At 63.9% G+C, this 26,433-nt stretch carries 22 protein-coding genes; 11 read left to right on the top strand and 11 right to left on the bottom strand.

Annotation, left to right across the window (positions count from 1 at the left end):
* The first annotated feature begins 458 nt into the window (after positions 1-458).
* Positions 459-1,751 carry a YncE family protein gene (locus EA187_RS06340; protein WP_127779601.1) on the top strand — a complete coding sequence of 431 codons (1,293 nt, stop codon included), beginning with the start codon at positions 459-461 and terminating at the stop codon, positions 1,749-1,751.
* A gap of 87 nt (positions 1,752-1,838) precedes the next feature.
* Positions 1,839-4,241, top strand: a complete 2,403-nt coding sequence (locus EA187_RS06335; protein WP_127779599.1) for a YncE family protein — start codon at positions 1,839-1,841, stop codon at positions 4,239-4,241.
* A 6-nt stretch (positions 4,242-4,247) separates the two neighbouring features.
* Here the strand turns inward: EA187_RS06335 and EA187_RS06330 are convergent, their stop codons facing one another.
* From EA187_RS06330 to rpmB, 3 genes are all read right to left on the bottom strand, one after another.
* Positions 4,248-5,201, bottom strand: a complete 954-nt coding sequence (locus EA187_RS06330) for a HEAT repeat domain-containing protein (protein WP_127779598.1) — start codon at positions 5,199-5,201, stop codon at positions 4,248-4,250.
* A 1-nt stretch (position 5,202) separates the two neighbouring features.
* A complete protein-coding gene (locus tag EA187_RS06325; RefSeq protein WP_127779596.1) occupies positions 5,203-7,152 on the bottom strand; it encodes a GAF domain-containing protein in 1,950 nt (649 codons plus the stop codon).
* Between the two features lie 263 nt (positions 7,153-7,415).
* The gene (gene rpmB / locus EA187_RS06320) at positions 7,416-7,658 is read right to left on the bottom strand and encodes a 50S ribosomal protein L28 (protein ID WP_115606689.1); all 243 of its coding nucleotides are present in this window, start codon (positions 7,656-7,658) and stop codon (positions 7,416-7,418) included.
* 305 nt (positions 7,659-7,963) lie between these two features.
* Between rpmB and EA187_RS06315 the strand changes: the two genes are divergently transcribed.
* Both EA187_RS06315 and EA187_RS06310 read left to right on the top strand, forming a co-directional pair.
* Positions 7,964-9,241: a double zinc ribbon and FHA domain-containing protein gene (locus EA187_RS06315; RefSeq protein ID WP_115606691.1), complete on the top strand. Its 1,278-nt coding sequence runs from the start codon at positions 7,964-7,966 to the stop codon at positions 9,239-9,241.
* Between the two features lie 238 nt (positions 9,242-9,479).
* Positions 9,480-9,785 (top strand): HU family DNA-binding protein, encoded by a 306-nt coding sequence (locus tag EA187_RS06310; protein WP_488226193.1) that lies wholly within the window; start codon positions 9,480-9,482, stop codon positions 9,783-9,785.
* Between the two features lie 100 nt (positions 9,786-9,885).
* On the opposite strand, the gene EA187_RS06305 is transcribed toward EA187_RS06310, so the two are convergent.
* Positions 9,886-10,452 (bottom strand): radical SAM protein, encoded by a 567-nt coding sequence (locus tag EA187_RS06305; protein WP_347343333.1) that lies wholly within the window; start codon positions 10,450-10,452, stop codon positions 9,886-9,888.
* Between the two features lie 355 nt (positions 10,453-10,807).
* Complete coding sequence (locus EA187_RS06300) at positions 10,808-14,197, bottom strand: DUF7107 domain-containing protein (protein WP_164856060.1); 3,390 nt, start codon at positions 14,195-14,197, stop codon at positions 10,808-10,810.
* Between the two features lie 355 nt (positions 14,198-14,552).
* Here EA187_RS06300 and EA187_RS06295 point away from each other — a divergent pair, with 355 nt between their 5' ends.
* A complete protein-coding gene (locus EA187_RS06295; RefSeq protein WP_115606698.1) occupies positions 14,553-14,756 on the top strand; it encodes a hypothetical protein in 204 nt (67 codons plus the stop codon).
* Positions 14,757-14,798: 42 nt separating this feature from the next.
* On the opposite strand, the gene EA187_RS06290 is transcribed toward EA187_RS06295, so the two are convergent.
* Complete coding sequence (locus tag EA187_RS06290; RefSeq protein WP_164856059.1) at positions 14,799-15,392, bottom strand: TetR/AcrR family transcriptional regulator; 594 nt, start codon at positions 15,390-15,392, stop codon at positions 14,799-14,801.
* A 275-nt stretch (positions 15,393-15,667) separates the two neighbouring features.
* On the opposite strand from EA187_RS06290, the gene EA187_RS20325 reads away from it, so the two are divergent.
* Both EA187_RS20325 and EA187_RS06285 read left to right on the top strand, forming a co-directional pair.
* Positions 15,668-15,805 carry a hypothetical protein gene (locus EA187_RS20325; RefSeq protein ID WP_164856058.1) on the top strand — a complete coding sequence of 46 codons (138 nt, stop codon included), beginning with the start codon at positions 15,668-15,670 and terminating at the stop codon, positions 15,803-15,805.
* Positions 15,798-18,263 carry a protein kinase domain-containing protein gene (locus EA187_RS06285; RefSeq protein ID WP_127779592.1) on the top strand — a complete coding sequence of 822 codons (2,466 nt, stop codon included), beginning with the start codon at positions 15,798-15,800 and terminating at the stop codon, positions 18,261-18,263. The genes EA187_RS20325 and EA187_RS06285 overlap by 8 nt, the downstream gene beginning before the upstream one ends.
* A gap of 60 nt (positions 18,264-18,323) precedes the next feature.
* On the opposite strand, the gene murJ is transcribed toward EA187_RS06285, so the two are convergent.
* The gene (gene murJ / locus EA187_RS06280) at positions 18,324-19,919 is read right to left on the bottom strand and encodes a murein biosynthesis integral membrane protein MurJ (protein ID WP_164856057.1); all 1,596 of its coding nucleotides are present in this window, start codon (positions 19,917-19,919) and stop codon (positions 18,324-18,326) included.
* A gap of 125 nt (positions 19,920-20,044) precedes the next feature.
* Between murJ and thiS the strand changes: the two genes are divergently transcribed.
* The 3 genes from thiS to EA187_RS06265 are packed head-to-tail and all read left to right on the top strand — an operon-like array spanning position 20,045 to position 21,764.
* Positions 20,045-20,254 carry a sulfur carrier protein ThiS gene (gene thiS / locus EA187_RS06275; RefSeq protein ID WP_127779588.1) on the top strand — a complete coding sequence of 70 codons (210 nt, stop codon included), beginning with the start codon at positions 20,045-20,047 and terminating at the stop codon, positions 20,252-20,254.
* Between the two features lie 46 nt (positions 20,255-20,300).
* Positions 20,301-21,098, top strand: coding sequence for a thiazole synthase (gene thiG / locus EA187_RS06270; protein ID WP_127779586.1), 798 nt, complete (start codon positions 20,301-20,303; stop codon positions 21,096-21,098).
* Between the two features lie 3 nt (positions 21,099-21,101).
* Positions 21,102-21,764: a thiamine phosphate synthase gene (locus EA187_RS06265; RefSeq protein ID WP_127779584.1), complete on the top strand. Its 663-nt coding sequence runs from the start codon at positions 21,102-21,104 to the stop codon at positions 21,762-21,764.
* Positions 21,765-21,767: 3 nt separating this feature from the next.
* Here EA187_RS06265 and EA187_RS06260 read toward each other — a convergent pair whose 3' ends face one another.
* Entirely contained in the window at positions 21,768-23,276 is a 1,509-nt protein-coding gene (locus tag EA187_RS06260; RefSeq protein ID WP_127779582.1) for a cellulose synthase family protein, read from the bottom strand.
* Between the two features lie 126 nt (positions 23,277-23,402).
* Here EA187_RS06260 and EA187_RS06255 point away from each other — a divergent pair, with 126 nt between their 5' ends.
* Positions 23,403-24,362 carry a decaprenyl-phosphate phosphoribosyltransferase gene (locus EA187_RS06255; protein WP_164856056.1) on the top strand — a complete coding sequence of 320 codons (960 nt, stop codon included), beginning with the start codon at positions 23,403-23,405 and terminating at the stop codon, positions 24,360-24,362.
* A 199-nt stretch (positions 24,363-24,561) separates the two neighbouring features.
* Here the strand turns inward: EA187_RS06255 and EA187_RS06250 are convergent, their stop codons facing one another.
* The 3 genes from EA187_RS06250 to kal all read right to left on the bottom strand — a co-directional run bounded on the left by EA187_RS06250 (position 24,562) and on the right by kal (position 26,352).
* Positions 24,562-24,855 carry an HU family DNA-binding protein gene (locus tag EA187_RS06250; RefSeq protein WP_115606714.1) on the bottom strand — a complete coding sequence of 98 codons (294 nt, stop codon included), beginning with the start codon at positions 24,853-24,855 and terminating at the stop codon, positions 24,562-24,564.
* 237 nt (positions 24,856-25,092) lie between these two features.
* Complete coding sequence (kce, locus tag EA187_RS06245) at positions 25,093-25,929, bottom strand: 3-keto-5-aminohexanoate cleavage enzyme (protein WP_127779581.1); 837 nt, start codon at positions 25,927-25,929, stop codon at positions 25,093-25,095.
* Between the two features lie 30 nt (positions 25,930-25,959).
* On the bottom strand, positions 25,960-26,352 hold the full coding sequence (kal, locus tag EA187_RS06240; RefSeq protein ID WP_127779579.1) for a 3-aminobutyryl-CoA ammonia lyase: 393 nt from the start codon (positions 26,350-26,352) through the stop codon (positions 25,960-25,962).
* Positions 26,353-26,433: the final 81 nt, after the last annotated feature.

Below are 26,433 nucleotides of genomic sequence, written 5' to 3'. Positions count from 1 at the left end.
ATTTTGACCCAGCAGGTGGGCGGAGGACTACATAACGGGCCTTGAGGAAAAAAACAAGCCGGGTGTGCCCGAAAGCACGTCCCGGGGTCTGAGGGGCCTGGATGCGGGGCGGGCAGAGCGAAGGGGGGCGCAGGCATACGCGCTCGATGCTGCGTGCCCGAAGGGGGCTTTCGGCGCGAATTCAGGGGGGGATCCGTGTGGGGTTATCGGGCCAGTGAGGCTAAAATAGAGCGGCGGAGGTCTTCGCGCCCGGGCCGATCGCCGAGGGCGTGGAGGCGATCGTGTGTCCTCCCGAATCGATCGCCGGATGGGCTCGTCCGTTCGGAGCGTAGGTGCCGCTTACCATGATGCCGCCGCTCTCCAGCGGGCGCGCTTGCGCTGGCGGGCGCGCAGGTGCTAATCCGCACTCGCCGCTTGTGCGGGCATCGATAGAAGAAAACAGGGCGATCTGGACTGGTATGAATGACCGAATGAAAGTGCGGCTGCTGATGGCGGCCGCCGGCTGCGCGCTGGGTATAAGCGGATGTGGGGAGCGCTACGAAGAGCCCCTGCCGCCTCGCGACGCGCTCTACTACCCGATCGGGCTTGAACTCCACCCGAGCGGACGCTTTTTATATGTGACCAACAGCAACTTCGACCTGAAGTTCAACGAAGAGATGGGCGGCACGGTCTCGGTGATCGATACCACAACGAACACCATTTTGGCCGACGCCTCGCCATACGTCCCTTCGTTTGCCGGTCATATTGAGCTCAATGAAGACGGCACGCGCGCCTACGTGACGAGCCGTCAGCAGAGCGAGGTGACGGTGCTTGATGTGGCCTCCGAGGGGCAGGCGATCTTCTGCGAGGTCGACGGTCAGCCGCAGCGCGACACACGCAGTTGCGTGGTGCGCCGGGTGCCGGATGTGCGCGAGGGTGCCGAGATTCCCCTCGATCCTTTCGGCCTCTCGGTGGGGCGAGTGACCCGGGAGGTGGGTGGCGAGTCGGTGGAGTTTGACCTTGTGCATCTCTCTCATCTGCAGGGCAGCGAGGTGACCTCGCTGAGCTTCCCTCAAGGGGAGATCGAGGGCGCGTCGATGAGCAGTGCGGCGCTACTAAACGGGGGCAACCAGACGCGCATTCGCCCGGGCACGCAGGATGTGTACGTGGCCGGACGTTTCACCAATGTGGTGGCGATGTTCCAGCCCTTCGTCAACGAAGAGGGCAAGGTCGAGGCCATCGTGCGTCGCGGTAGTGTGGAGCTCTCCCGGGCCGTGACCCAGGTGGATGCGCGAGGGCTTGCGTTCAATGCTGCTGGCGATCGTCTCTATGTGGCCGCGCGCAATCCCGGAGCGCTTTTTGTGGTGGGTATCGACGAAACCAACGGACTTCGCCACGAGGTGATCGATACCATCCCGCTTGAGCCGAAGGCCTCGGGCGTGGTGGTGCATCAGGGCGCCGACGGGGTGGAGCGAGTCTACGTCTCCTCGTACCGAAACGGCATCATTCAGGTCGTCGAACCGCAGCTCGGCGCCGTGGTCGACATCATTGATGTGGGGCGCAGCCCCTACGATATGGTGATCGATCCCTCGCCGGCCTATTGCAACGCTCCTGGCGATCGCTGTCAGGCCTATGTCTCGCTCTTTGACCAGCGCGGCGATCAGAAGGGCGAGCGTTGTGACGACGACGATAAGAGCTGCGGGGCGATCGCGGTCATCGATCTCGACCCGGCCAGTGAGACCTTTCATCAGGTCATCGATCATATTCAATAACCCCACCTCCCCACAGGCTCGCCGCCCGTTTACTCCGGGTGATAAGGGTCGAGCAGAAGGGGTGGGTAGCACACGATGTGAACGCGTATGAGCAACGCCAGGACGATCGCGATTCTTAGCGGGTTGGGACTTCTTACGCTGGCCACTGCGGGCTGTGAGGAGCAGGTGCGGGTGGCTCCGCAGGGGCTTAACGCACCGGTGGCTATCGAGGCGGTGCGTGGCGAGGTGTGCCTGCCTGCGCTCGATGTGGAGGACTTCTCCATTCCCTCGGCCGCACTGCCGCGCTGTGCCGATGTTGAGCGCCCCCGCGGCTTCGGGCTGGTGGTCAACACCGTCTCGGAGCGTGTGGGAGTGGTTGACCTGGCGGCGTCGATCCCGCGTCTGGTGAACCTGGACACCCGTATCCCGGGCATCACCCAGGTCAAGGTGGGGCCGCGTCCGATCGATGTGGCGGCCAACCGCGATGGCACCGCTGCGTTGGTTGCGAACCAGGGCGATAGCACCCTGAGCGCTATCGATCTCTGGACGATGCGCGCGCTCCCCGAGGTCGTGGAGCTTCCGGGGACGCCCCTGGCCATTGAGACTTTTGAGAACGCGTCGAGTGCCGGGAGCGCCGCACTGCTGGCCGAGCCCAACGCCCTGTGGGTTGGGCCCTCGCTCGGTTGCGATCGCCCCGAGGGCACCATCGATCGCCGCGATCATACCCCCGAAAATTGCACCTGGGGTGAGCAGGCGGCCGTGGAACTCGCGCTGCCCGGACAGCCCATCGATATCGCGCTCGACGCACGGGAAGGTGTGGCGGCGATCGTCTACCGCGACCGCGCCGATCTCTCGCTCATTGCGCTGAGTGAGGAGGCCCTCGGGGATGCGAGCTGCCTGGAAGGTGATGCCGCCCCCTGTGAAATCGCCCGTATCGACTGGGCTGGCGAGCGCGGCACCGTCTTTGGTGCCACCGAGGTGGCTTTTGATCAGGCCGGCGCGTTTATCTACGTGCTTGAGCAGGCTGAGAGTCAGGTCGTGGTCATTGACCGGGAGCGCGGTGAGCTCATTGACGCGCGACTGGCCAGCGAGCCCACCACTGTGGGCGCCTCCGATGTCCCGGGCATTGCGCTTGTGCGCCAGCCCCGCACGATGGTGCCGGTGCTTGAGCGTCGGGTGCTCGTCGATGGTCCGACCGCGCTTGTGGCGCATCGCTATGGCGTGATGGTCGCCTCTGATAACGGCAGCCTCTACCGCGTCGATGTCCTCGATGTGGAGTGCGCCTTTGAGGCGCCCCAGGGGCTGCTCAGCGATGAGGACTTCGCTGCCAACATCGAGCTCCGAGACGCCCATCCGGAGTCCCGCTGTCTGGAGCTCCCGGCCCTTCCGCTGGCCTCGCTCGAAGCGAGCGCCGATACCTCCGATGAAGCCCTCCTGGAGCGTCGCATCGTTGAGGATGAGGATCGCACGCTGGCCATGACTCCGGTCTTTGCGTTGCGCGATGGCGCTGGCACCCAGGGCCGCCTGGTGGGCCGCGCGAGCTGCGAGCAGCCCGATGATCTTCGCGAGGCCATGAGTCAGGCTTCGGCCGGCACGTCCACCGCGCTGGGGTGTGGCTCCCCGCTCATCGATCAGCCGGTGGCACCCGACGTCGACGACGAGCTGCGCAACTTTATCGACGCTCCCCGCGCCGAGCTTATGCAGCTTGCCCGAACTCAGCTCCAGGTGGAGGGCAATCGTGTCGAGGCTGAGATCAACCGTCAGGTCTTTGACGTCCGCCTGCGCAACGAGAGCTGGTCGCTCACCTACGAGGGCGCGTTGCCCGGGGTGGGAAGCCAGGAGCGGGGCCTTATCAGCAGCGAGGGCGAAGGGGCATTTCTCTCCGGCGGCGTCGACTACTGCGCGGCCGGCGTGGAGGTGGGCGATCGCCTGCGTATCCTCTCCGAGCCGGCGGCCGGCGCGGGCTGCGCGGATTTCCAGGGCAGTGAGACGTTTTTAACCTATGAAATCACCGAGCTCGGCGCGACAACGCTGACGATCAGCCCGATTGACCAGGAGGGGTTTGCGACGATGCTCCCCACCCGGGAGTGCTTTGATACGGGCCTGCGCTACGAGGTGCGCGCTCATCAGCAGTGGATCGCGACCGGCACCCAGAGCGGGTTCGCCTCGGTGTGGGAGCGCGAGGGGCAGACCTGCGTGCTCAGGGATGACGCGCTCCATGGTCGCGTCCAGGGCCGGGTGGCCTCCGGCGAGCTCTGGGAGGGCCCCTACCTGACCCTGCGTATCCGTGAGGGGGAGGTCGGCGCGCGTGAGGGGTTGAGCTACACCTTCCGTGTGGACCGGGCGTTTGCCGTCGCCGGAGCCTCGCTGGGCACGGTACTCCCCTCGGAGTTGATCGTGATTGACGAGATCGGTGCTGGCCGCCAGATCGCGCTGGTCGATGCGGGCACGAGCACCATTTACGTCGCGCCCCTTGATAACATCACCACCGGCGGCAACTTCGTGCGCTGAGGGCGCTCAGCGCTGCTCTTGCATCATCTGCAGAGCGGTGCGGGCGGCCAGGCGCACCTCGGTGGCTTCATCCTCAATGGCGACGCGCTGCAGGATGTTGCGCGCCTCATCCAGCTGCAACTCTCCCACGCTGATGGCTGCGGCGCGGCGCACCTGGGGGTGGGGATCGTTAAGCGCCTCGATCAGCGCGCGGTAGCCGCGTTCATCGTCCACAAAGGAGAAGACGTCGACCAGGTAGAGGCGATCTTCGGGTGCCGTGGTGTGATCTTCGAGGCGGTTGGCCAGCGTGTGCACCCGCTGCTCGTAGGTATAGAGCAGCTTGCCGGCCTTCTCCTGATCACCCTGCTTGATATGCAGTTCAGCCAGTTCGGTGAGCAAAAAGATATAGTCCGGCTGCGCTTTGAGCGCCTCTTCGTAGGTGGCGATGGCCTCCTCGGGGCGGTCGAGTTCGGCCATGGTGCGCGCCAGCACCAGGAGGACCTCGGGAAGATCGCTGACGCGTTTGCGAAGATCGTTGTAGAGCTCCAGCGCGCGCTGACGTCGGTCGGTCTCACTGTAGATCTGGCCCAGGGCGATCGCTGCCGAAACCGTATCGCTGGTGAGGGGCTCGGAGGTGGCGATGTCTTTAAAGCGCTCTTCAGCCTCGACCAGGCGATTTTGCAAAAACGCCATCTTCGCCTGCATCAGGGCTTCCTGCTGTTCGGGGGTACCGGGCGGAAGTTCTGCAGGGGGGCGGGCCGGCGGGTCTTCAGCGCGTGTATTGTCACCTTGAGCTGGCTGGCCTTCGGCACCTTCGGGGGAGGCGGGTGGTGTGGATGTATCAGGACTGGACGCGGCGAGCCTGGGGGCACCGGGCACGGTTACCGGCGGGCTCTGGGCGGGCTCGGAGGGCTCGCAGGCGGCAGATGCGGCGCAGAGCAAAAGCGCCAGGAGCGTGCGGGGGAGAGGTTGTGTGCTCATCTCAGCTCGGCTCTTCCGGGGGATGGATCGGGGTGCGAATCTCAAAGGTCGTGCCCTGGCCGGGGCTGCTCTCAAAGGTGATGGTGCCGCCGTGGTCAGAGACGATCTTCTTGACCACGGCCAGCCCGAGGCCGGTGCCGTCTTGCTTGCCCTGAGTGATAAAGGACTCAAAGAGGTGGTCCCGGATCTCCGGCGGGATGCCCTGGCCGGTGTCGCTAAAGCGCCAGATCACCTGGTCGTCCTGGCGATCCACGCCGATGGTAAAGCGGCCGCCTTCGGGCATGGCGTCGGCGGCGTTTCGGGCCAGGTTGAGGATGGCGCGCTTCATCTTGACCACATCGATGCGCACCTCCCCGCGGTAGTTCAGATCGATACCAAGTTCGATGTTGCGGTCGCGCAGCTCGGCGTCGAGCAGCTCGCGGGTCTCATCCATCAAAGCGTTCACAAAGATCTTGCGCAGCAGCATCCGGGAGTCGCCGCGGGCGAATTTTAAGAGCTCGCGCGTCATCTGGTTGAGCTGCTGGATCTGATGCTTGACCCGTCCGGCGTACTCCTGGCGCTCGTCGGCCTCGTCGGTGTCGGCCATCAGCTGCACGTAGCCGCTGATCACGGAGAAGGGGGTCTTAAAGTCGTGCAGGATCCCCGAGATCATCTGCCCGATGCTCGCCAGGCGGTGCTCCTTTTCCTGGGCTTCGCGGTGGCGGCGTGAGGCCACCGTGCCGGCGATCTGGGAGGCGATCAGAGTGATGATCTTCACGTCGTCATCGGTAAATCCCAGACACTCCTGCTGGGGGAGCACCAGGTTAAAGACCTCCAGTGCGCCGATGCAGACTTCATCGTCGAAGAGGGGGACGGCGATGATGTTTTCGACCTGCAGGCCGCTGGCCTCGCTGGTGGGACCGGGCAGATGCTGGCAGGCCTGGCTATGGCAGACAAAAGGCTGGCCGCTGGCGATCACCGCCTGACCGATGGTGTTCTCGTCGGTGACCGCGCGGGTGTAGAAGTCCCAATTTCTGGACTGATCTTCGCTGCGATCGATGAGCACATGCACCCGGTGGTAGCCCTCCTCGCGCAGGGTCAGCGCACAGGCTTTGCCGTTGACCAACTCCAGAGTCTCCTGGGTGATGGTCTGCACCAGGCTCTCCAGATCGCTGTGATGACTCAGCTTGCTCTGGATGTTGTAGAGCAGGTCGAGCTCGGCGATCTTATGCTCCAGGCGCTCCTTGGTGTTGAGCAGCTGGGCGTTTTTGTCGACCAGCGAGTGGTAGAGCTCGCTGTTCTCCAGGGCGATCGAGATCTGGCCGCCGATGGCGCTTAAGAGGTTCTCATCGTCTTCAGAGAAGTTACCCCCGGCGCTGTTGAGCACCTGGACCACCGCGAGGATCTCGCCCTCCATATTGCGAATGGGCTGGCAGAGCATCGAGCGGGTCTGAAATCCGGTGCGGGAGTCGACCTCGGAGTGAAAGCGGGGATCATTGTAGGCGTCGCGGATGTTGATGCTCTGGCCGCTCTGGGCGACCCAGCCGGCGATGCCCTGGCCCGGGTCGAGCACGATCTGGGTCTGGGAGCCCTGGGCGATCTTACCGTAGAGTTGTCCGGTGCTCTGATCGATGAGGTAGAGGGTGGAGCGTTCCGCGCGCATCAGCTCGGTGAGTTGCTCCAGGGTGATCTCTAAGAACTCCTCGCGATCCAGCGTCGCTCCCAGCGAACTGCTGATCTGCAGGAGGGAGCTGTAGCGGCGCTGCTGCTTCTGAAGCTGGCGGCGGAAGGCCAGCAGCAACTCGATCTTCTCGCCCTCACTGAGCAGGCGAAGACTCAGCTCGGTGAGCTGGCCGGGATCGCGCAGGATCTCGGGGGTATCGGGCGCGGCGGTGGGGATCGCGGCGAGCGCGCCGGTGATCTGGCGCACGCGCCGGGCGCGAAGCGGGGTCTTTAGTGACTTCTCAGACATCGCGGAGGCCTGCACTACGTCAACAAAGGGCAATAAAACCCGACGTCTATCGTCGCGTATCGTCGCGTACGCCGGGGGAGAGCGGCCGATCGCCGCGCTGCGCTCCGTAAAGCCTAACACAGCGCCGATGCCGGCGCGACGTCACACACAGGCCCTGAGCCCTGTGAGGGCGTGACGCGGGCAAAAAAAAGCCGCCAACCCCTGCTGGGGCGGCGGCTTTTAAAAGCGCGTAGAGACCGCGAAGGAGTCGCGGCTCTTCAAGCTCAGGCGATCACGTCTTTAAGCGCGAGGCCTTCGGACTTCAGGAAGGGAAGCAGGCCCTTCTTGGTGACCGTGCGCAGCGCGCGGGCCGAGAGGCGCACGCGGACCCAGCGGTCTTCTTCGGGGATGTAAATACGCTTCTGCTGCAGGTTGGGCAGCTGGCGCATCTTGGTCTTGTTGTTCGCGTGGGAGACGCGGTTGCCAACAAGCGGCTTCTTACCGGTCAGTTTGCATTTGCGAGCCATGGGATCTCCTATGAATCAACGGTCTCAGCGACGTGGTGTCGTGACTACAACTTCATTGAGCGTTTGGCCGGGCGCGCTAAAGCGGGCGCGCTACGGAGGCGGGAGACTGGCAGCGCCGGTCGGTGATGTCAAGTCGATCGTCTTAAAACTCCGATCACTGCGGGGAGATAGCTCCCCTGGGCGCCGGGGTGACGCCCCGGTCAGCCTTGAAAGGTTGGGGGGGCTCTTGTAGATTGCGGGCGTTCCATCCACGAGCACGCCCACACGAGGGAAGCTCGCGAAACATCGACCTCCGGAGGCAATCGGTGAGCGACCAGAAGCTGTCGTCGAAGTTGAAAGACGAACAGACAGAGACGGCACATGAGGAGCGCGCAGAGGGGCTATCCTTTAAGTTGGGCGGGCGCATTCGCGCGCCGCGCTCCAGTGGCCTCGATCTCCCCACCTACCAGCCTGACGATGACGAAGCGGTCGCCGCGGTGGCCAAGCGCTTTCGCAGCAGTTCGGCGCTCAGCGGTGCGGCGCTTAAAGACGCGCCGACCCTCGATAGCGATCAGGGCTCGTCGGATGTCGACGCCGGGTTTCTGCTCGATGCGCTGGAAGCCACGGCCGAGCCGGTGATCCTGGCGCCGCTTGAAGATCTGGGCGAGGTTTCGATCACGGGGCGAGATGTCGGTCAGAGCAGCGATAGCCTGCCGATGGTCGATGTGGAGCCGCTCGAAGAGCGTCGGCGCCCGGTGGTTTGCCCCTCCTGCCACGCGGAAAACCCGGCTTCGATGAAGTTCTGTGTGGAGTGCGGTGGTGCGCTGGCCGCGCCCAAGAAGCCCGGTACCCATAAGGTGAGCCTGCGCGGCCGTGGCGCCGGCGCTTCGGCCCTGGTGGAGAAGCGTCGCGAAGCCCCGCCGGCCTCCGAAGCTGCCCATCAGAAGAATCCCTGGCCGATTCAGCTCATCTCGATCAACGAAGATGGCAGCGACGGAAGCGCAATCGCCCTGGAGTTCTTGGAGACGACGGTGGGTCGCGAGGGCGATCAGCGCTTTCCCACCGACGCCTTCCTGAGCCCGCGTCATGCCCGCTTCCACGTGGTCGATGGCAGGCTCTTTATCGAAGATCTCTACAGCCTCAACGGCACCTTCATCAAACTTCGGGATGAAACCCGGCTCACCGCCGGCGACACCATCCTGATGGGGCGACAGGTGCTGCGTTTTGAGCGCTTTGAGCAGTCGATCACGCCGAAGACCAAGAGCAGTGACGGCACCCGTTATATGGGGAGCCCGGCACCGGGGGGCACCTTCAAGATCCTGCAGGTCGGGATCGGCGGCATCATTCAGAATGTCTACTGCCTGCCGGAGGCCGGCGCGGTGCTCGGGCGCGAGAAGGGCGATATTGTCTTCCCGCACGATAAGTTCATGAGCGGTCGTCACGCCCAGATCTACGCCGGGGAAGATAACCACTGCTACCTGGTCGATCTGAACTCGTCGAACGGCACCTGGATCAAGATCTGGGAGAAGACGCGTCTGCGTCATCGCGACTACATCTTTATGGGCCAGCAGCTCTTCCGCGTGCATCAGGAGCAGCAGAACTAAACGCGCTGACCGGGCAGATGCCCGTGGCGAGCGGCCTCATCAACGCCTCCCTTTACGGGGAGGCGTTTTTTTGTCGGGGTGTGCGTGCGCGCCTGTGTTCATCCTTAAGGGGTATCGCGGGTTGACATCGGAAGGGGGGCGTGGCAGATCAACGCCGGTGTTGATAACGTGCTGTGGGAATTAAGGATTTTGCCTTTCGTAAAGGGCAGCATGTTCTTATTTGTGCCCGCTGAACTGCATTCGGACGAGTAGTAGAATGACGAAGTCGGAACTCATTGAGTTGGTGTCGCAACGTATTGATCTTCCTAAAAACCACGCCGAAGAGATCGTTAACGCGGTCTTCGATGCGATGAGCGACGCGCTGATGGAGGATGAGCGCATCGAGGTGCGCGGGTTTGGAAGCTTCTCCATTCGCAACTACCGCGCGCGCAAGGGACGCAACCCCCGCACCGGTGATGAGGTGCAGGTGTCGGCCAAGAAGTCGGTGCATTTCAAGGTGGGTAAGGAGCTGCGCGAGCGTGTCGATACGCTTGAAGGTGCCTGAACCTGAGCGAGCATTGTAAGGGGGAGATCAAAAAAGCCGGCGCTCATCACGAGCTGCCGGCTTTTATATCTGTCCGGGGCGCGGGGGCGCGCTCGGCGATCTATTCGACGTCGAGGAACTTGTGGATCTGCAGTCCCAGGCGGATCGTCTTGCCGCTCTCCAGGATCCAGTTGGCCAGCTCGTGTCCGGAGAGCTCGCCATGGACGGGGGAGAAGATGATCTGGGCGTGCTCCAGCAGATGATGCTCCTCGATGGTGGCGATGGCCCAGTCGAAGTCCTCGCGGTTGAGGAGCACGAACTTCACCTCATCGGTGGGCTTGAGGTGCGCGATGTTGCTGAAGAGGTTCTTGTCGACTTCACCGCTGCCCGGGGCTTTGAGATCCATGATGATGTGCACGCGCTCATCGATGGGGGCGATGTCGAGGGAGCCGGAAGTCTCGATGAGCACGGTGTAGCCCAGGTCGCAGAGGCGGCTCATCAGGGTATGCACCGGGCGCTGGAGCAGGGGCTCGCCGCCGGTGATCTCGACGATCTTGCAGCCGATCGCATCGAGGCGATCGATGATGTCGTCGATCTCGGTGCGGTCGCCACCGTTGAAGGAGTAGGTGGTGTCGCACCAGGTGCAGCGCAGGTTACAGCGCGAGAGGCGCACGAAGGTGCAGGGCATGCCGGCGAAGCTGGACTCACCCTGGATGCTGAAAAAGATCTCGGTGAGGCGCAGCCAGCTGCGCTCTTCACGTTCGGGGGTGCCGCGCTCCTGGGCGATATCAGCGGCGCGTTGGGCGGGCGTGGTCAGAGACATGAGAAAACCTGGGGAGGGTCGGGCGAGGGGCGGGGACCTGAGGCGCTCAGGCGGATGAAGAAGGCGCAGGGCGCGGGCGATCTTCCCGGCCCCGGGGTTTGGCTCGTGGCGGGGGGCCTACCTTGACGAAGAGGCGGCCGGAGCCAGCCCCCATAGTACAGGGGGCGGCTCGGGCGCAATGGTCATGGCCGGTTGAAGCTCGTTTGCCAGAACGGCGCGCTCAGGGAGCGGCGAGCTCGCATTGGTTGTTCTGGCAGACCTCGGGGAAGGCGCAGTCCTGGTTGGAGTTGCATTCGGTGCCGCCCATGCAGACCGCACCGATGCAGAGCTCGCCGGGTGGGCACTCGGAGTTAATGCGGCAGGCCTGAGGCGGGGAGGTGTCTTCGCAGACGCCGAAGTTGCACTCGTTGCCCTGGGCGCAGTCGGTATCGCGGTTGCATTCGGAGGGCGGGAAGCTGAAGCAGGCGCCGGCGTAGCAGACCTGACCCAGGGGGCATTGGCTGTCATCGGAGCAGCCGCCGGGGTTCTGGCAGACGAAGTTGATGCACGTTGTGGGGGCGGGGCAGTCCGCGTTGGATTCGCAGAAGGGCTCGGAGGTGCAGCGGTTGGCAACACAGAGCGAGCCGCTGGAGCAATCGTTGTCGCTCTGGCAGGCGAAGGGCTGGCAGTAACCGGCGTCGCAGCGCTCGGCGCCGGAGCAGTCGGCATCGATCGAGCAGGTCGTGGCCACGCGGCACAGGCCTTCGATGCATTCGGTGCCGGCGGCGCAGTCAGCGGTGACCTGGCAACTGCGCACCAGACGGCAGGTGTCTCCGATGCAGGTCTGACCCTGGGGGCACGTGTTGCTGGAGGTGCAGGTGGTCTCGGCGATGCAGCGGCCGCTAAATGCGTCGCAGATCTGATCGGCGGCGCATTCGCTGTCTCGGCGGCAGGGCGGGGCGGTCTGGCAGGAGCCGCGCACGCATTCGCGGCCGTTTGCACAGTCGCTGTCTTCGACGCATTCGGGCACCGGGTCGACACATACGCCCTGCTGGCAGGTCTGATTGGGGCCGCATTGGTTGTCGGTGGAGCACTCCGAGACGATCGGTCGGCAGTTGCCGCCGCGGCACTCAAAACCGTCGGGGCAATCGGCGTCCAGGCTGCATTGCGGCGGGTTGGGCACGCACTGGCCGTCGGCGCCACAGAGCTGACCGGGGCCGCAGTCGCCGTCGGCGTTGCATTCGACAGCCACACAGCTCTCATCGATGCATTGCGAACCTTCGGGGCACTGATCGTCGCGCATACACTCGCGCACTCGCTGGCATTGGTAGTTCAGGCAGCGCTCGGTGGCTGAGCAGTCGCGATCGCTGGTGCATTCGGGGCGCGGCGCGCAGATGCCGAACTCGCAGATCTGATCGTTGCGGCAGTCGCTGTCAGCGCTGCATTCCGGCGGGGGCAGGGGCAGGCAGATGCCGGCCACACAACTGGTGCCGGGGAAGCATTCGGCGTCGGACTGGCAGCCTCCCGGATCAACACACACATTGTTGATGCACTGAAGGTTAGGCAGCGGGCAGTCCTGGTCGCCGGTGCAGGCCAGGGGCGGGACGCAGCGCTGAGCCAGACATTGCCAGGAGGGCGGGCATTGCTCATTGCCCTGGCAGCGGGTGGCCACACAGTTGCCCAGGTCACAGCGCTCGCCAGTCTCACAGTCGTTGTCGGCGCTGCATTCAGGGCGAGGCTGGCAGAAAAAGCCGTTGCAGATGGTGCCGGCGGGGCAGTCGCGGTCGACGGTGCACTCGCGCAGGTCTACGCAGCGATCGTCGAGGCAGGTGAACCCGTCAGGGCAGTCGTTGGCGCTGGAGCACTCGACAGCGGGCTGGCACTGGCGGGTCAGCGATTCACATTCTTGTCCCGGGGGGCAATCCGCATCGCGGCGGCATTGATCCGGGGTGGTGCAGAAGTTGTTTTCGCAGACCTCGCCCTCGCGGCAGTCGCCGTCGACCTGGCACTCGCCCTGGGGCAGGCACTGGCCGCTCTGGCAGAACTCATCGGCGCGGCAGTCCGCGTCGGTGCTGCACTCGTTGGGGTTGGTGCAGGAGCCATTGATGCAGGCTTCGCCGGCGGGGCAGTCGGTATCGACGATGCAGCCGTCGACCGGGACGCAGTCGCCACGCTCGCACGCGGTGCCCGGCTCACACGAGATCGCCTGGCAGGGATCGGTAAACTCACAGCGGAAGTCGATGCACTGCTCATCGCGGCGGCAGTCGGTATCGGCGCGGCAGTCTCCCACGAAGTAGCAGTCGCCGCTGAGGCAGATCTCGGCCTGGCCACAGTCACTGTCGATCTGGCAACCCTGGGTGGTCACACACTGGCCGGCGCGGCAGATCTCGGTGGGCAGGCAGTCCTGGTCGCTCTGGCACTGCGGGCCGCCGAAGCACTGGCCGTCGATGCAGCTCTGGCCCAGTCCGCAGTCAAAGTCGTCAAAGCACTCCGGCGGGCGCGGCAGGCAGACGTTGTCGGCGCAGACTTCGCCGGCGCCGCAGTCGGCGTTGGTGCGACACTCCAGCTCGACCGGCTGGCAGATGCCCTCCTGGCAGGATTGGTTATCGGGGCACTGATCGTCGCCCTGACAGGGGATGAATATGCAGGAGCCCTCGACGCACTGGCCGCCCGGGCCGCACTGGGCATCGTCCTGGCACTGGGGTGCCACGCAGGTGGCGTCCTGGCAGATCTGGCCGAAGGCACACTCGTCATCGCGCAGGCATTCGCCGACGAAGACGCAGAACTGATCGATGCAGTTGAAGTTGGTCGGGCAGTCGGCGTTGACTCGGCATTCGCCATCGATGGGCATGCACATCTGGTCGAGGCAGATGGCGTTGGGGCCGCAGTCGTCGTCAAACCGGCACTCCGGCGGCAATACCTGGCAGGTGCCGTCGAGGCAGATGGCGTTTCCGGGGCAGTCCTGGTCGAGGTTGCATTCAGGTGCGGGGACGCAGCGGTTGTCGTCGCATTGCTCACCGGGGCCGCACTGCGCATCGATGATGCATTCGGGCTGAGGAATGACGCAGCTTCCATCCTGGCAGACCTCGCCACTTTCGCACTCATCGTCGCTCTGGCAGCCGGGTTCTTCGATACACTGGCAGGCGTCGTCATCGCAGGTGAGGGATTCGGGACAATCAGAATCTTCGGCGCATTCGCAGGTTTCCGAGCAGAAACCATCGACGCAGAGCTCGCCGTTCTCACAATCGCTGTTTTCTTCACATTGCGGCAGGCAGTCCCCGTCGACGCAGCGCTCGCCAGGCTGGCAATCGTCGGCGCTCTCACAGAGCGGACCGTCGTCGACGCAGCTTCCCTCCTGACAGATCTGATCTTCGGCGCACTGGGCGTCTTCGGTGCATTCGGGAGCAGGGGCGCAGAAGCCGCCACGACAGATCGCCTGTGCGGGGCAGTCCGTCTCGCTCTGGCAGCGCAGAGGCTCGGAGCAGACCGCGCCCAGACACTGGGAGCCGGTGGGGCACTCGCTGTCCGTCTCACAGCGATCCATCAGCACGGTCCGGCCGCAGCCGCTGAGCACAAGCGCCCACAACGCGAACAGGGTGGCGACGATGATGTGGCGGGCGAGAGATCGCATCGGAAGACTTTCCATGACGTATCCAGAGAAATGCTCAATCGGGGCTCACCGCGAGCGTCCGGAGCGCGGGCCGGAATAAAGCGGCAAGGCACACATGACATAGACCCTGCAGATGTAGCACAGCGCCACACACGCGGCAAACTCGCCGGGGTGCGGCGCATGGTCTCAGGCGCGGAATGGGGATTGCCAGCGTGGCGGCGTTATATTAGACCATTCGCCACGCTGTGCGGCCCTCGTTGAGCGTGTGTGATAGGGGGCCGATGATGACTAAAGCGACGCGGATGTCGGGTAAGCCCCGCACACTCACATTTGCCCCGGAGCGGGCAGCGTCCACAGACTCAGGTAAGCCTTCGTTATGGCGAAAGAAATTACGACGGGATTGATCTTCGGCTTTTTGGCGGTGGTGCTGGTGGCCTTCCTGGGCAACCGCGTGGGGGTTGGCTGCACGCATTACGAGCCCAGCGGCGTGGGTGAAGAAGGCGCTGCGGTCGAAGGCGAAGCGGCTCCGGCTGAAGGCGAAGCAGCTCCGGCCGAAGGCGAAGCGGCTCCGGCCGAATAAAGCAGGCTTGCAGGGCTGCCCCGGGGCGTTTCGACGCGCGTTTTAGCGCGGGGCAAGCCCGTTGCCGATCAACGCAAACGTCGCCTCGACCAGGCGATCGCGGTTGGGCTCGTAGCCGACCGCGTAGGCGGCCTGGACGCCATCGACCAGCGACTTAAGCGCGATGGCTGTGGCCCGCGCGTCGATCTGACGCAGGTGCCCGTCGGCGATGGCGCGTTCCAGAATCGCGGTGAGGCGCTCGATATAAGCCTCCTGCAACTCCAGCAACATCTGGCGGATCGGCTCATCGCGCAGCGACATCTCCGCGGCTATGAGCATAAAGCGTGGCATCGTAGCGTCGGCCGCAAAGGCTTCGACGAAGTGGTCGCCCAGGCGCAGGAGCTGCGCCAGAAGATCGCCCTCCTCATCGACAACCTGGTCCATAAACGCGGTGGCGCGGTCAAACTCCGCCTGCACCAGCGCCCGGAAGATCTCGCGCTTGGAGGGAAAGTGAAAGTAAACCCCCCCTTTGGAGAGCTTTGCGGCGCGGGCGATATCGTCCATTTTGGTGGCGAAGTAGCCCCGCTCCAGAAAGCAGGCGCGGGCGGCCGCCAGGATCTGGTCGGCGCGTTCGTCGGGGCTTTTGTGTTTGGTCACGCTCCGGCTCCTCATGCGGGCAGTGCGGCGGGGGCGCTCAGGCTGAGCGGGGCTTTCTTTTATGCGCGCTGAGGCGATTGGTGCAACCGCCGTATGCGCGAAATTCGAGGCGCAGCTCCCGGCTTTTCGCAGGCGCAAACCCGGCTGGCTTGCGCCCGAAAGTCTGTGTTACGCTTCGGAGGTCAGAACGACGCGATCCATACATCCGGTACCGGTTTTGAGCGCGCGCCAGGCCGCCGCCGGCCAGGTGAAACGCTTCCCCCGAAGAGATGTCAGTGAATCAGCGGACCGAGGCGACGACCCATCCTGCCAAATTTCGGGGTCAGGCCATCGACAATCAGGCGTGTCTGTACCCCGCCGGCTCGGCCGGTGAGCGATTCGATCTTGAGCGCGTAGGCATCATCTGTGGCTGAGAGCAACCGCGAGTGGACAAAGTTCGGGCGCTACGCCCTCCTGCAAAAGATCGGCGCGGGGGGGATGGCAGAGATTTATCGTGCCAAAACCTTCGGGGCGGCGGGCTTTGAGAAAGAGTTCGCCATCAAGCTGATCTTGCCCAGCCTGGTCGATGACACCGAGTTCGTCGAGATGTTCATCAACGAGGCCAAGATCGCGGTGAGCCTCTACCACGCCAATGTGGTGCAGGTTTTTGATCTGGGGGAGATGGATCACCAGTACTACATCGCCATGGAGTTTGTGCATGGCAAGGATCTGCTCGATGTGCTGGCGCGTTGCGCCGAACTCAACATCAAGATCCCGCTCAATCTTGTGCTCTTCATCGCCATGGAGATGCTCAAGGGGCTAGATTTTGCCCACCGCGCCAAAGATCCCTACGGCGACGATCTCAACATCATTCACCGCGATGTCAGCCCCTCGAACATCCTGATCAGCTACGCCGGGGATGTGAAGGTGGGCGACTTCGGAGTGGCCAAGGCCGCCATCCAGCGCAACCTCACCGAGAGTGGCACGCTCAAGGGTAAAGTTGGCTACATGAGCCCGGAGCAGGTGATGGGCGAGGAGATCGACTCGCGCAGCGACATCTTCTCGGCGTGCATCGTGTTTGTGGAGGCGTTGAGCATGAACCGCCTCTTCGTGGGCAGCTCCGACCTCGACGTGATGCTCAAGGTGCGTGACGCCGATGTGGAGGCGAGCCTGGGGAAGATGGGGCCGCTGCCCTCGGACCTGGTGCAGATCATTCGCACCGGTCTGGCGCGTCACCGCGAAGATCGCTACCAGAGCGCCGGAGAGTTCTATCAGGCGCTGATGGACTTTTGTTTTCAGCACGGCATCAAAGTCAGCGGCAACGATCTCTCCAATCTGATGCGTCGGCTCTTCGCCCGGGAGATCGAGGAGGAGAAGAGCCAGCGTCGCAGCGAGCCGGGTGGGCTTGCCGCTCATCGACTTTTCGAAGATAGCGCGCCCCGAGTGACGCCGGCTGCGGCAGCCTCCGAGGTGGAGTTTACCCCGGAGCAGAAGGCCAACAGCGCCGAGCTGATGGCGATGGGAGAAACCGCCGCGGTGCGCGACCCGAAGAATACCGGGCGGATGCCCGCCGGCGAGCTCGCCGGGCAGGTCGCGCGGAGTCAGGAACCCGAGGCGCCGACGGAGGATGAGGGCGAGGAGCGGCGCTACCGCTACCGCGACGGCAGCGGGCTTGTGTTTGGACCGATGGGGCCGCATACGCTGGTCGATCTTCTCCGGGTACGTCGTCCACGCGCCGACGATCGTGTCGCGGTGGGCGATGGCCCCTGGGTTAAACTCGATGAAGTCAGCGAGATCGAGGTTTCCTCTGGCCGTGCCACCGCCCGACGGGCACGCCCGGTAGCGGTGGAAGCCACCCTTGATTCAGCCAGCCGCGGCGCTGATACCGACGTAATGCGCGATGTTCGCCGTGCGGTCGGCGCCATGGAAGAAGAGAGCGCCGCCGTCGGTGATACCGATGTGATGGTCGACGATCGTAACTCGTTGGCCGCCGGCAGCACTGATGTGGCCGATTTAAGCCCTCCGCCCCCCTCGGAAAGTGAGCTGGGCGGGCAGTCCTCGCCGGTCTCTCAGTCTCCCCCCTCGATGGGGCTGGTGGTGACCGAGCGGGCGCTTGGCTCGACCTTTCAGGAGCTCAAGAACCTCTACGCCAGCTATGAGGGTGAGCTGGCGGAGGTGTCTGTCGCACGGATTCTGGGAAGGTTGCACCGCGCCGGCGAGACCGGGCGTCTCTTTGTGACCAACGGGCAGGTCGAGAAGTCGATTTTCATTCGTTGCGGGGAGCCCATTTATGTGGACTCCAACCGCCGCGAAGAGTTGCTCGGGCATTTTTTGCGCACCCGCGACCTCATCACCGAGGCGCAGCTTCAGGAGGGCCTGGCGCGTCTCAATGAATGGGGCGGCCGTCTGGGGGACGCGCTGGTGGCCATCGGCGCCATCCCGGCGCACGCGATCTTCACCCATCTTTCCAGCCAGATGCGCGAGAAACTTCTGGAGATCTTCACCTGGCCCGAGGGCTACTACGGCTATTACGAGAACCAGGAGCCCGATACCCAGGGGTACTCGCTGGGTCTGGATACCTACGAGATGATCGTGGAGGGGTGCCGCGAGCAGGTGCCGCTGGCGCGCATCAAAGAGCTCTACCGCAGCCGTAATTTCGTGAGCATCTACCTCAACGAGCCGGCGCCTTTCAGCGTGGATCGGTTGCGGCTTCGGGCGCACGAGCTACGTGTGCTCAACCAGCTTAGCGCGGGCGATAGTCTGCGGGCGCTCCTGGCGAAGTTCTCACCCGACCAGCACGAGAAGGTCTATCGCACGGTGTATCTGCTGCACCAGGTGGAGATCCTGGTGTTTGAAGTCACCGAGCGTGTCGATCTTCCGAAGGTTGACTAAGTCGAAGACAGTCGACGGCGGAGCGTTGCTTCGGGTGTTTTCTGAAGTGAAATCAGCAACTTAGGGCGAGCGCTTGAGGCGTCGTTTGACGCGATCGAGGATCACGTCGAGCTCCGGCGGGGAGAAGAGCCAGGCGCTCAACCCCAGCGCGGCGAAGAAGGCTGTGCCCATGGTGGCCAGGAGCGCGGCCAGGCCTGCGAGCTGAAGGCCTGCGGCCGGAGTGCCCCAGAGGCGGAAGACCCCGTAGGCGGCCGCCGCTGCCCACGCCCCGTGCAGCGCGCCTCGAAGGGTACCGCGGACGATCGGCCCCAGGGGAAGATGGCCGACCTTCCAGCGGTAGTACCCGATGGTGACGAGCGCGTTGAGGGTCATCCCGGCGGTGGTGGCCATCGCCAGGCCGCGCACGCCAAAAGATTCACCGAAGATCGCGTAGAGAGGCGCCGCCAGGGCCACTGTGATTGAGCCCAGGATCATCGGTGTGAGGGTGTTCTTGCGTGCGTAGTAGCCGCGTACCGCAAGGGTCTGCACCGCCCAGGCCCACAGACCACAGGCAAAGACCACCAGCAGCCCGGCCATGGTGTCAGCATCGGAGGCCGAGAACTCTCCGTGGCGAAAGATTGCGTGGACCAGCGGATAGGCGGCCACGATCAAGCCAGCCGCGCCGACCATCGCCAGAAAGCCCACCCGCTGAAGGCTGCGGGAGAGCATCTGGCCCATCTCTTCTTCTTCGCCCTGGTGGAAGAGACGCGTGAGGAAGGGGAGCGCGGCCTGGCCGGCGGCCTGACCGATGATGGCGAAGATCACCATCATCAGCTTGCGCGCGTTGGCCAGCCAGGTGATCGCTCCATCGCCCTGCAAAGAGCCAAAATACTTGAGGAACCACTCATCGACGGTCACAAGGCTTACGCCCACCATCAGCGGTAAGGTCAGCAGCAAAAAGGCTCGAAAGTCGGGGTCGAAGGGGGCAAAACGGGCCTTGAACTTCACCTCATTGCGCGCCGCCCACATCGGAACGGCCAACGGCCCGAGCAGGGCGCCAATGACCACGCCGATGGCAAAGCCCTTGATGCCAAACCAGGGATCGAGGAGCACGCCGCCGGCGATGATGCAGAGGTTGTAGATCAGCGGGGAGATGGCGCTGGGCCAGAAGATCTCGCGCACAAAGAGCGAGCCCTGAATCAGCCCCCCGATATAAAAGGCCATCGGGGCGAGCAGCACGATGCGAGTCATGCTCACGGCCAGATCGAGCTGTTCCGGATCGTTGAACCCCGGGTTGAGCAGGGGAACGATCTGTGGGGCCAGCACGTAGCCCAGCGCGATGAAGATGGCGAGCACCGAGCCCATGGTGGTGGCGATGGTGGAGAAGAGTCGCCAGGCGCCCTCCTCGTCATCGGAGGCGACATAGGCCGAGAAGAGCGGTATAAATGTGATCGAGAGTGTGCCCCCGGCCAGCACGTAGTTCATCATGTCGGGCATGGTGAACGCGGCCTGATAGGCATCGGTGGTGGCGCTGGCACCATGGGTGTAGACGATGACCGCTTCGCGCAGAAAACCCAGGATGCGGCTCAAGAAGGTGCTCACCGCCAGGATCAAGGCAGCGATGCCCATGCGGCGTCCGATGGAGCGCGTGGATGTTTGAGATGTCTCGGAGCTCATGGTGCCCGGGGGTGCGCGGGAGCAATGTTCAGGGATGTGTGTAGCGCGCGTTGAGGCGCGCGCGAAGTTTTTTAGAGGCGGCTTCGATGCGACACTGCCCCTCATAGTTGCGGAGGATGGAGGCGATGGAGATTCGGGTCAACGGCAAGGTGGAGAACATCGTGAGCGAGGTGAGCCTCTCGGTAGAGGCGTTGCTCTCGGAGCTGGGTGTGGAAGCCGCCCGGGGGGTGGCGGTGGCGGTGGGCGAGCAGGTGGTGCCCCGCAGCCGCTGGCAGGAGCCTGTGATCGAAGCCGGTGCCAGCGTGGAGATCATTCGCGCCACCCAGGGCGGTTGATCACACGACCTTTTTAAGAACGTCGACGTTTCGCAAGGAGAAGAGGATGAGTGAGTCCGAAGGCTCGACCTGGAAGGTTGGCCCCTACACCTTTGAGAGCCGCCTGCTGGTGGGCACCGCCCGCTATGCGAACTACCAGGTGATGCTCGACGCGCTGGAGGCCAGTGAGACTGAGCTTGTGACCGTGGGCATTCGCCGCCTGGATATCGAGGCGTCGCGCGAGGCGGGGATCCTGGAGATCCTGATGGAGCGCTACACGCTCTTACCCAACACCGCCGGGTGCTACACGGCGCGCGACGCCGTGCTCACCGCACAGCTCGCCCGCGAGGCGCTGGAGACCGATCTGATCAAGCTGGAGGTTATTGCCGACGACCAGACGCTTTTGCCCGATAGCGAAGAGCTTTTGAAGGCGGCGCGCACGCTTGTTGAAGACGGCTTTGTGGTCATGGCCTACACCAATGATGATCCGGTGCTGGCCCGCAAACTCCAGGATATCGGCTGCGCCGCGGTGATGCCCTTAGGCTCACCCATCGGCAGTGGGATGGGCATTCGCAACCCGTATAACTTCCAGATCATCCGGGAGTTTATGGAGGTGCCGATGCTGGTGGACGCCGGCGTGGGGACGGCCTCGGACGCCGCTCTGGCGATGGAGCTGGGTTGCGACGGGGTGCTCTTGAACAGCGCGATCAGCGGGGCGGGGAAGCCTGTGACGATGGCAAAAGCCTTTCGCGACGCGGTGCGAGCGGGGCGCTGGGCCTATGAGGCCGGGCGGATTCCGCGGCGTTTTTATGCGCAGGCCTCCACGCCCCTGGAGGGTGCGGTGGGCTCGGAGCCGACGAGTTAATCGATGGCGCATTCGCTACCCTCGCGCCTTTATGCGATCGCTGACGTGGGCTTCTGCGAGGCCAGGGGGCTTTTCCTGGAGGAAGTTGTGGCCTCGGCGCTCGCCGGAGGCGTCAGAATGCTCTCGGTACGGGTGGGCGACGCGCTTGTGGGGCTGAATGAAGCGGCGCGAGAGGCGCTGTGGGCCGAGGTGGCGCGGGCGGTGGCGAGGGGGCGTCAGGCGGGAGCGGAGGTGTTGTTGCATGCCCACCCCGAGCGCGCGGCGAGCCTTGGTTGTGGGGGCGTGCACCTGAAGGGGAGGCAGGTTGGCGAGGTGGCCCGGGTGCGAGCGATGTTGCGCAACGACGCGCGGGTGGGCGTCTCCTGCCACAACGCCGAAGAGCTGCGCCGGGCCTGTGAGGCCGGGGCTGATTTTGTGACACTCAGCCCGATCTTCGCGAGCGTGTCCAAGCCGGATTATGGCGGGGAGGTGGACCTGAACACGTGGGCGAGCTTGATCGCGTCAAGCCCTCTACCGGTGTACGCGCTGGGCGGGGTGCGGCCTGAGCATGTGAGGCGTTGTCTGGAGGCGGGGTTTACGGGCGTGGCCGTTATCGGCGGCCTCTTCGGCGCTGAAGATGTTGCCGGAGCAGCGCGCCGGTACGTTCAGTCGGTGAACGCGGAGTGAGGATCAGCGGTGGGGTTCGGAGCGGCCGCCGAGGGTCTGGGTGACGCTTAAGAACGCTACGTAGAAGAACCCGAACTGAAAGAGCATCAAGAAGGGGAGGCTGCCAAAGGGGTGGGCCGGATCGACGAGCACCACGTAGATGGCGTAGGTGAACCAGGCTCCCAGCGCGAACTCCAGCGCAGGCATGGCGTTGAGGCCGCCGCGGTAGATGCGTTTTGTCCAGGACTCCCCGCGGCGCTCAATGGCATATTTGGGGGTGCGCACAAAGGGCGTCTTGTGGCCGAGCAGCACCTCGACAACGCCTTTGGCGTTGTTGAGTGAAACGCCGATCCCCAGGCCCAGCACCGCCGGCATCATGCGGACGATCTCAAGGCGGGAGCGGCCCACTTCGCGCTGGCTCACCCAGTAGAAATAGCAGACCGAGAAGGTGGCGCTCAAAAAGATCGGAAGATCGAAGAGGAGCACCTCGTGCCAGCCCTGCTGTACGCGCACCAGCGTGGCCATGGGCATGATCAAGGCCAGAATGACCATCAAAAAATAGGCCAGGTTGCCGGTGAGGTGGTGGATGGCCTCGAGCTTGATGCTGCGGGGAAGGTCGGAGCGTAGCACGCGAGGCAGCACCTTAAAGGCGGTCTGAAGCGCGCCTTTGGACCAGCGGTGCTGCTGGCTTTTGAAGGCGTTCATCTCCACGGGGAGCTCGCTTGCGACGGTGACGTCGCGAAGGAAGCGAAAGCGCCAGCCGGCGAGTTGGGCCCGGTAAGAGAGATCGAGATCTTCGGTGAGCGTGTGATGCTCCCAGCCGCCGGCGTCTTCGATGGTCTGGCGGCGCCAGATGCCGGCGGTTCCGTTGAAGTTGAAAAAACGACCGGAGCGGTTGCGCGCGGTGTGCTCCAGCACAAAATGGCCGTCGAGGAGCACGGCCTGGGCGCGGGTCAGCAGGCTGTAGTCGCGGTTGAGGTAGTCCCAGCGTGCCTGCACCATGCCGATATCGGGTTCGGTGAAGTGGTCGATGGTCTGGCGCAAAAACTCGGGCTGGGGAATGAAGTCGGCGTCGAAGACCGCTACAAACTCGCCGCGGGCGCTCTTAAGACCGGCTTCCAGGGCACCGGCTTTGTAGCCGTGGCGATCTTTGCGGTGGAGAAGTTTGATGTCGACGCCACGCTCCTGCCAGTGTGCAACGCGGGCGCGGGCCAGTTCGGTAGTGTCGTCGGTGGAGTCGTCGAGGACCTGGATCTCGAGGCGGTCAGCGGGATAATCAAGCTGACAGGTCGCGTCGATGAGGCGCTCAATGACGTAGCGTTCGTTAAAGGAGGGGAGCTGCACGGTGACCACCGGCAGCGCCTCGGGCGCGAAGCGCCCGGCGGGTTCGGGATCGGGGCCGCTGGCGTGCTTGCGATACAGGCGCACGATAACGTAGCGATGCGAGCCGTAAAACGAGAGGAGCAGAAGCACCGCGAAGTAGATCGCGAGCACGGTGAGCTCCCAGAGGTTGTAGTCTTGCAGGTGCGACATAAGATATGGCTCTACGACAGGGCGATCGCGCCGGGAGAGAACTTTGGGATGCATCTGTGGTAGTGCAGATGTGACGTCCGGCGCGCGCGCGCGACCCAACCTGACTTATCAGACCTGGACCCGATTGTGCCAGAGCAGAACTCATCGGCGGCGCTGGCCGCCCAGCATCCTATCGAGCACGTTGAAGCGCGCCCCTGGCTCGGGCTTTGGAAGAGTCTGCGCCCGCATCAATGGGTCAAGAATGCCTTTGTGCTCGCGCCGCTTTTCTTTGCCAAGGCGTACACGGACCCGGTGCTCAGCATGAAGGCGCTGGCCGCGGCGCTGCTTTTTTCGCTGGCGGCGGGCACGGTGTATCTGCTCAACGACCTGATGGATGTGGAGCGCGACCGGGAGCATCCGGTCAAGCGCCATAGGCCGATCGCCTCGGGACTTTTGCCGCAGGCGCTGGCCTGGCGGGCGTTGGTGGTGATCGGAGTTGTCGCGGCGGTGGGCTCCTATGTGCTGGCGCCCCTTTTTGCGGCGGCTGTGGGCACCTACCTGGTGATGAACCTGGCCTACTCGATGAAGTTGAAGCACTACGCGTTTGTGGACGTTGCTATCATCGCCACCGGCTTCGTTTTACGCGTGCTCGCCGGAGCGGCAGCGGTCTCGGTGGTTGTCTCGGAGTGGCTTGTCGCCTGCACCTTTCTGCTGGCGCTTTACCTGGGACTTGGGAAGCGGCGCCATGAGCTGGCGCTCTACTTAAGCGGCAGCGTGGAGCGCACGAGGCGAGTGCTGGATAGCTACCGGTTGGAGAACGTGGACTTCGGAATGCTTGTCTGCTCGGGGCTGACGTCGGCGGCCTATACCATCTACACGCTGACGGCGTCTCTGCCCGACCAGCCACTTCGGACGGTGGCCACGCCCTTTGCCAGCGTGTGGTTGCCGGTGACGATTCCCATGGTGGTGGTGGGGCTGGCGCGCTTTTTCCAGATCGTGCGTCGCGAGGATGCACGAAGCCCCACTGAGATGATGCTGCGCGACAAACCCTTCGTCCTCAACATCGGGGTGTGGGCTGTGGTGATGCTGGTGTTGAGCGTCATCTGAGCTGAGCGCACAGTCGGAGGGGGAGGCGAGGGAACGTGCCTCGGGTCCGGTGAAAGCCGGGCCTTGTGGCGAATTCTGCGGGGAGGTGCAGGCAGAGAAAAAAAGCCCCCTCCCGAGATGCGGGAGGGGGCTTAAGAGCTTTTTAGAACGCGAGGTGCTCACCACTGGCGAGCGGCGCGCTCTTGCTCAAAGGCTGGTCTTACTTCTCGTTGACCAGGTCTTTGAGGCTGGGCGCCGGCTTGAAGCCCACCGAGTAGGACGCCGGGATCTTGATGGTGTTGCCGGTGCGCGGGTTACGGCCTTCGCGCGCTTTGCGGTGCTTGACGCTGAAGGTGCCGAAGTTGGGGTAGGAGAAACGCTCATCTTCCTTGATGGTCGTGGAGACCGTGTCAAAGAGGATGTCGATGAGCTCACCGGTGTCTTTTTTGGTGAGTTCGATGCCTTTCTCGGCAGCAGCAGCGTTAACGGCGTTGATCAGATCGGACTTCGTCATGGTGATCCCCTTAAAACAGAAATTAAGGTGAGAACGTGGCTTAAACCATTCCAACCCAGCTTCAACTCGCGAACTATCAGGATGCGGGTTGAGTGAGTATCCATGGACTTCGGACTGCGAATCGTGGCCGAGAATAGGGCTGGCCAGATCGCGTGTCAATCTCTATTTACGCGCAATCTGGCAATTTGCAAGGCCTTTTTAGCGCGAGAATAGGGGCTGAAATGCGATCGCGATCGCTCAGAAACTCTGAAAGCGATCGAGTTGAAGAAGCTGGCGAGCCTCGGCCGGAGTGGCCAGAGGACGACCTGCGGCTGCGGCGAGCTCGGCGACGCGCTCGACGAGCTCATAGGAGCCTTTTGCGAGGACGCCACGTGAGAGGTAGATGTTGTCTTCGAGGCCCACGCGCACGTGGCCGCCCATGGCGATAGCGAGTTCGGCCAGGGGGAGCTGGTGGCGGCCGATGCCGGCGACTGACCAGGTGGCGCCCTCGGGGAGCATCTCGACGAGAAAGCGCAGGTTTTCGTCGCGAGCGCCCATGGCTCCGGGCACACCGAGCACGAAATCAAAGTGCAGGGGGGCGGTGACGACGCCTTCTTTGAGGAGGTTGAGGGCGGTGTCGACCATGCCGGTGTCGAAGACCTCGATCTCGGGGACGATACCGAGCTCGCGCTGGCGAGAGGCGATCTGGCGGATCATCGGCAGGGAGTTCATGAAGACGTCGTCGCCGAAGTTGACCGTGCCGGTGGTAAGCGTGGCCATATCGGGACGCAGGTCGAGGCCCTCAATGCGCTCATCGACGCTCATCCAGACCGCGCCACCTGTGGAGAACTGCACGAGGGCGTCAGTGCGCTGGCGAGTCTCGTTGAGGATCGATTCAAAGGTGGCACGATCCTGGGTGGGAGTGCCGTCGTCGAGGCGGCCGTGCACATGAACCATGGCTGCGCCGGCCTGGCGGCAGCGGGCGGCCTCCTCGGCGATCTCCACCGGGGTATAGGGCACATGTGGGGTGTGTTCGCGCATCACCTCAGCACCTACGACGGCGGCGGTGATGATCAGGGGTTTGGCTTCGCTCATGATGGGCTCGTCTTAAAGGTGGGCAGAGGTTCAGCGGCGCTGGCGATCGACGGGGACCACGCAGGTGCCGGTGGCACGGCAGACGACGATGGGTTCGTCGAGCACCTCGGCTTCGGCGGGGTTGTCGGGGTTGCCGGTGAGCCGAATAACCTTGCGAGCTTCAAACTGCATCTTGCGGCTGGAGTTGCCCACGTGGGTGATGCTGCCGACCGCTTCGATGTAGTCACCGGCCTGGACCGGGGCCAGGAATTCTACCGAGTCGTAGGCGCGGAAGAGGCCCTCGTCGCCATCGTGGCGGATGAGCAGTTCGGTGGCCACGTCACCAAAGAGTTTGAGCATCATGGCGCCGTCGACAAGGTCGCCGGCGTAGTGAACCTGCTCCATGCCGATGCGCATGCGAATCATCACCTCGGAGGTGCTCATAGAAGACTCCATCACGTTAAGGGGGGCAGTCAGTTAGCGAGATCAGGGTGCGCCAAGAAACGACGCGGGCGCCGCTCCCGC

It is taken from the genome of Lujinxingia sediminis (assembly GCF_004005565.1).
Taxonomy (GTDB): domain Bacteria; phylum Myxococcota_A; class Bradymonadia; order Bradymonadales; family Bradymonadaceae; genus Lujinxingia; species Lujinxingia sediminis.
This window is presented reverse-complemented; position numbering and strand designations above follow the sequence as displayed.

Coding starts and splice junctions, on each gene's coding strand:
- EA187_RS06340 (WP_127779601.1), top strand. CDS start 459: ATGAATGACCGAATGAAAGTGCGGCTGCTGATGGCGGCCGCCGGCTGC.
- EA187_RS06335 (WP_127779599.1), top strand. CDS start 1,839: ATGAGCAACGCCAGGACGATCGCGATTCTTAGCGGGTTGGGACTTCTT.
- EA187_RS06330 (WP_127779598.1), bottom strand. CDS start 5,201: ATGAGCACACAACCTCTCCCCCGCACGCTCCTGGCGCTTTTGCTCTGC.
- EA187_RS06325 (WP_127779596.1), bottom strand. CDS start 7,152: ATGTCTGAGAAGTCACTAAAGACCCCGCTTCGCGCCCGGCGCGTGCGC.
- rpmB (WP_115606689.1), bottom strand. CDS start 7,658: ATGGCTCGCAAATGCAAACTGACCGGTAAGAAGCCGCTTGTTGGCAAC.
- EA187_RS06305 (WP_347343333.1), bottom strand. CDS start 10,452: ATGCCCTGCACCTTCGTGCGCCTCTCGCGCTGTAACCTGCGCTGCACC.
- EA187_RS06300 (WP_164856060.1), bottom strand. CDS start 14,197: ATGCGATCTCTCGCCCGCCACATCATCGTCGCCACCCTGTTCGCGTTG.
- EA187_RS06295 (WP_115606698.1), top strand. CDS start 14,553: ATGGCGAAAGAAATTACGACGGGATTGATCTTCGGCTTTTTGGCGGTG.
- murJ (WP_164856057.1), bottom strand. CDS start 19,919: ATGAGCTCCGAGACATCTCAAACATCCACGCGCTCCATCGGACGCCGC.
- thiS (WP_127779588.1), top strand. CDS start 20,045: ATGGAGATTCGGGTCAACGGCAAGGTGGAGAACATCGTGAGCGAGGTG.
- thiG (WP_127779586.1), top strand. CDS start 20,301: ATGAGTGAGTCCGAAGGCTCGACCTGGAAGGTTGGCCCCTACACCTTT.
- EA187_RS06265 (WP_127779584.1), top strand. CDS start 21,102: ATGGCGCATTCGCTACCCTCGCGCCTTTATGCGATCGCTGACGTGGGC.
- EA187_RS06260 (WP_127779582.1), bottom strand. CDS start 23,276: ATGTCGCACCTGCAAGACTACAACCTCTGGGAGCTCACCGTGCTCGCG.
- EA187_RS06250 (WP_115606714.1), bottom strand. CDS start 24,855: ATGACGAAGTCCGATCTGATCAACGCCGTTAACGCTGCTGCTGCCGAG.
- kce (WP_127779581.1), bottom strand. CDS start 25,929: ATGAGCGAAGCCAAACCCCTGATCATCACCGCCGCCGTCGTAGGTGCT.
- kal (WP_127779579.1), bottom strand. CDS start 26,352: ATGAGCACCTCCGAGGTGATGATTCGCATGCGCATCGGCATGGAGCAG.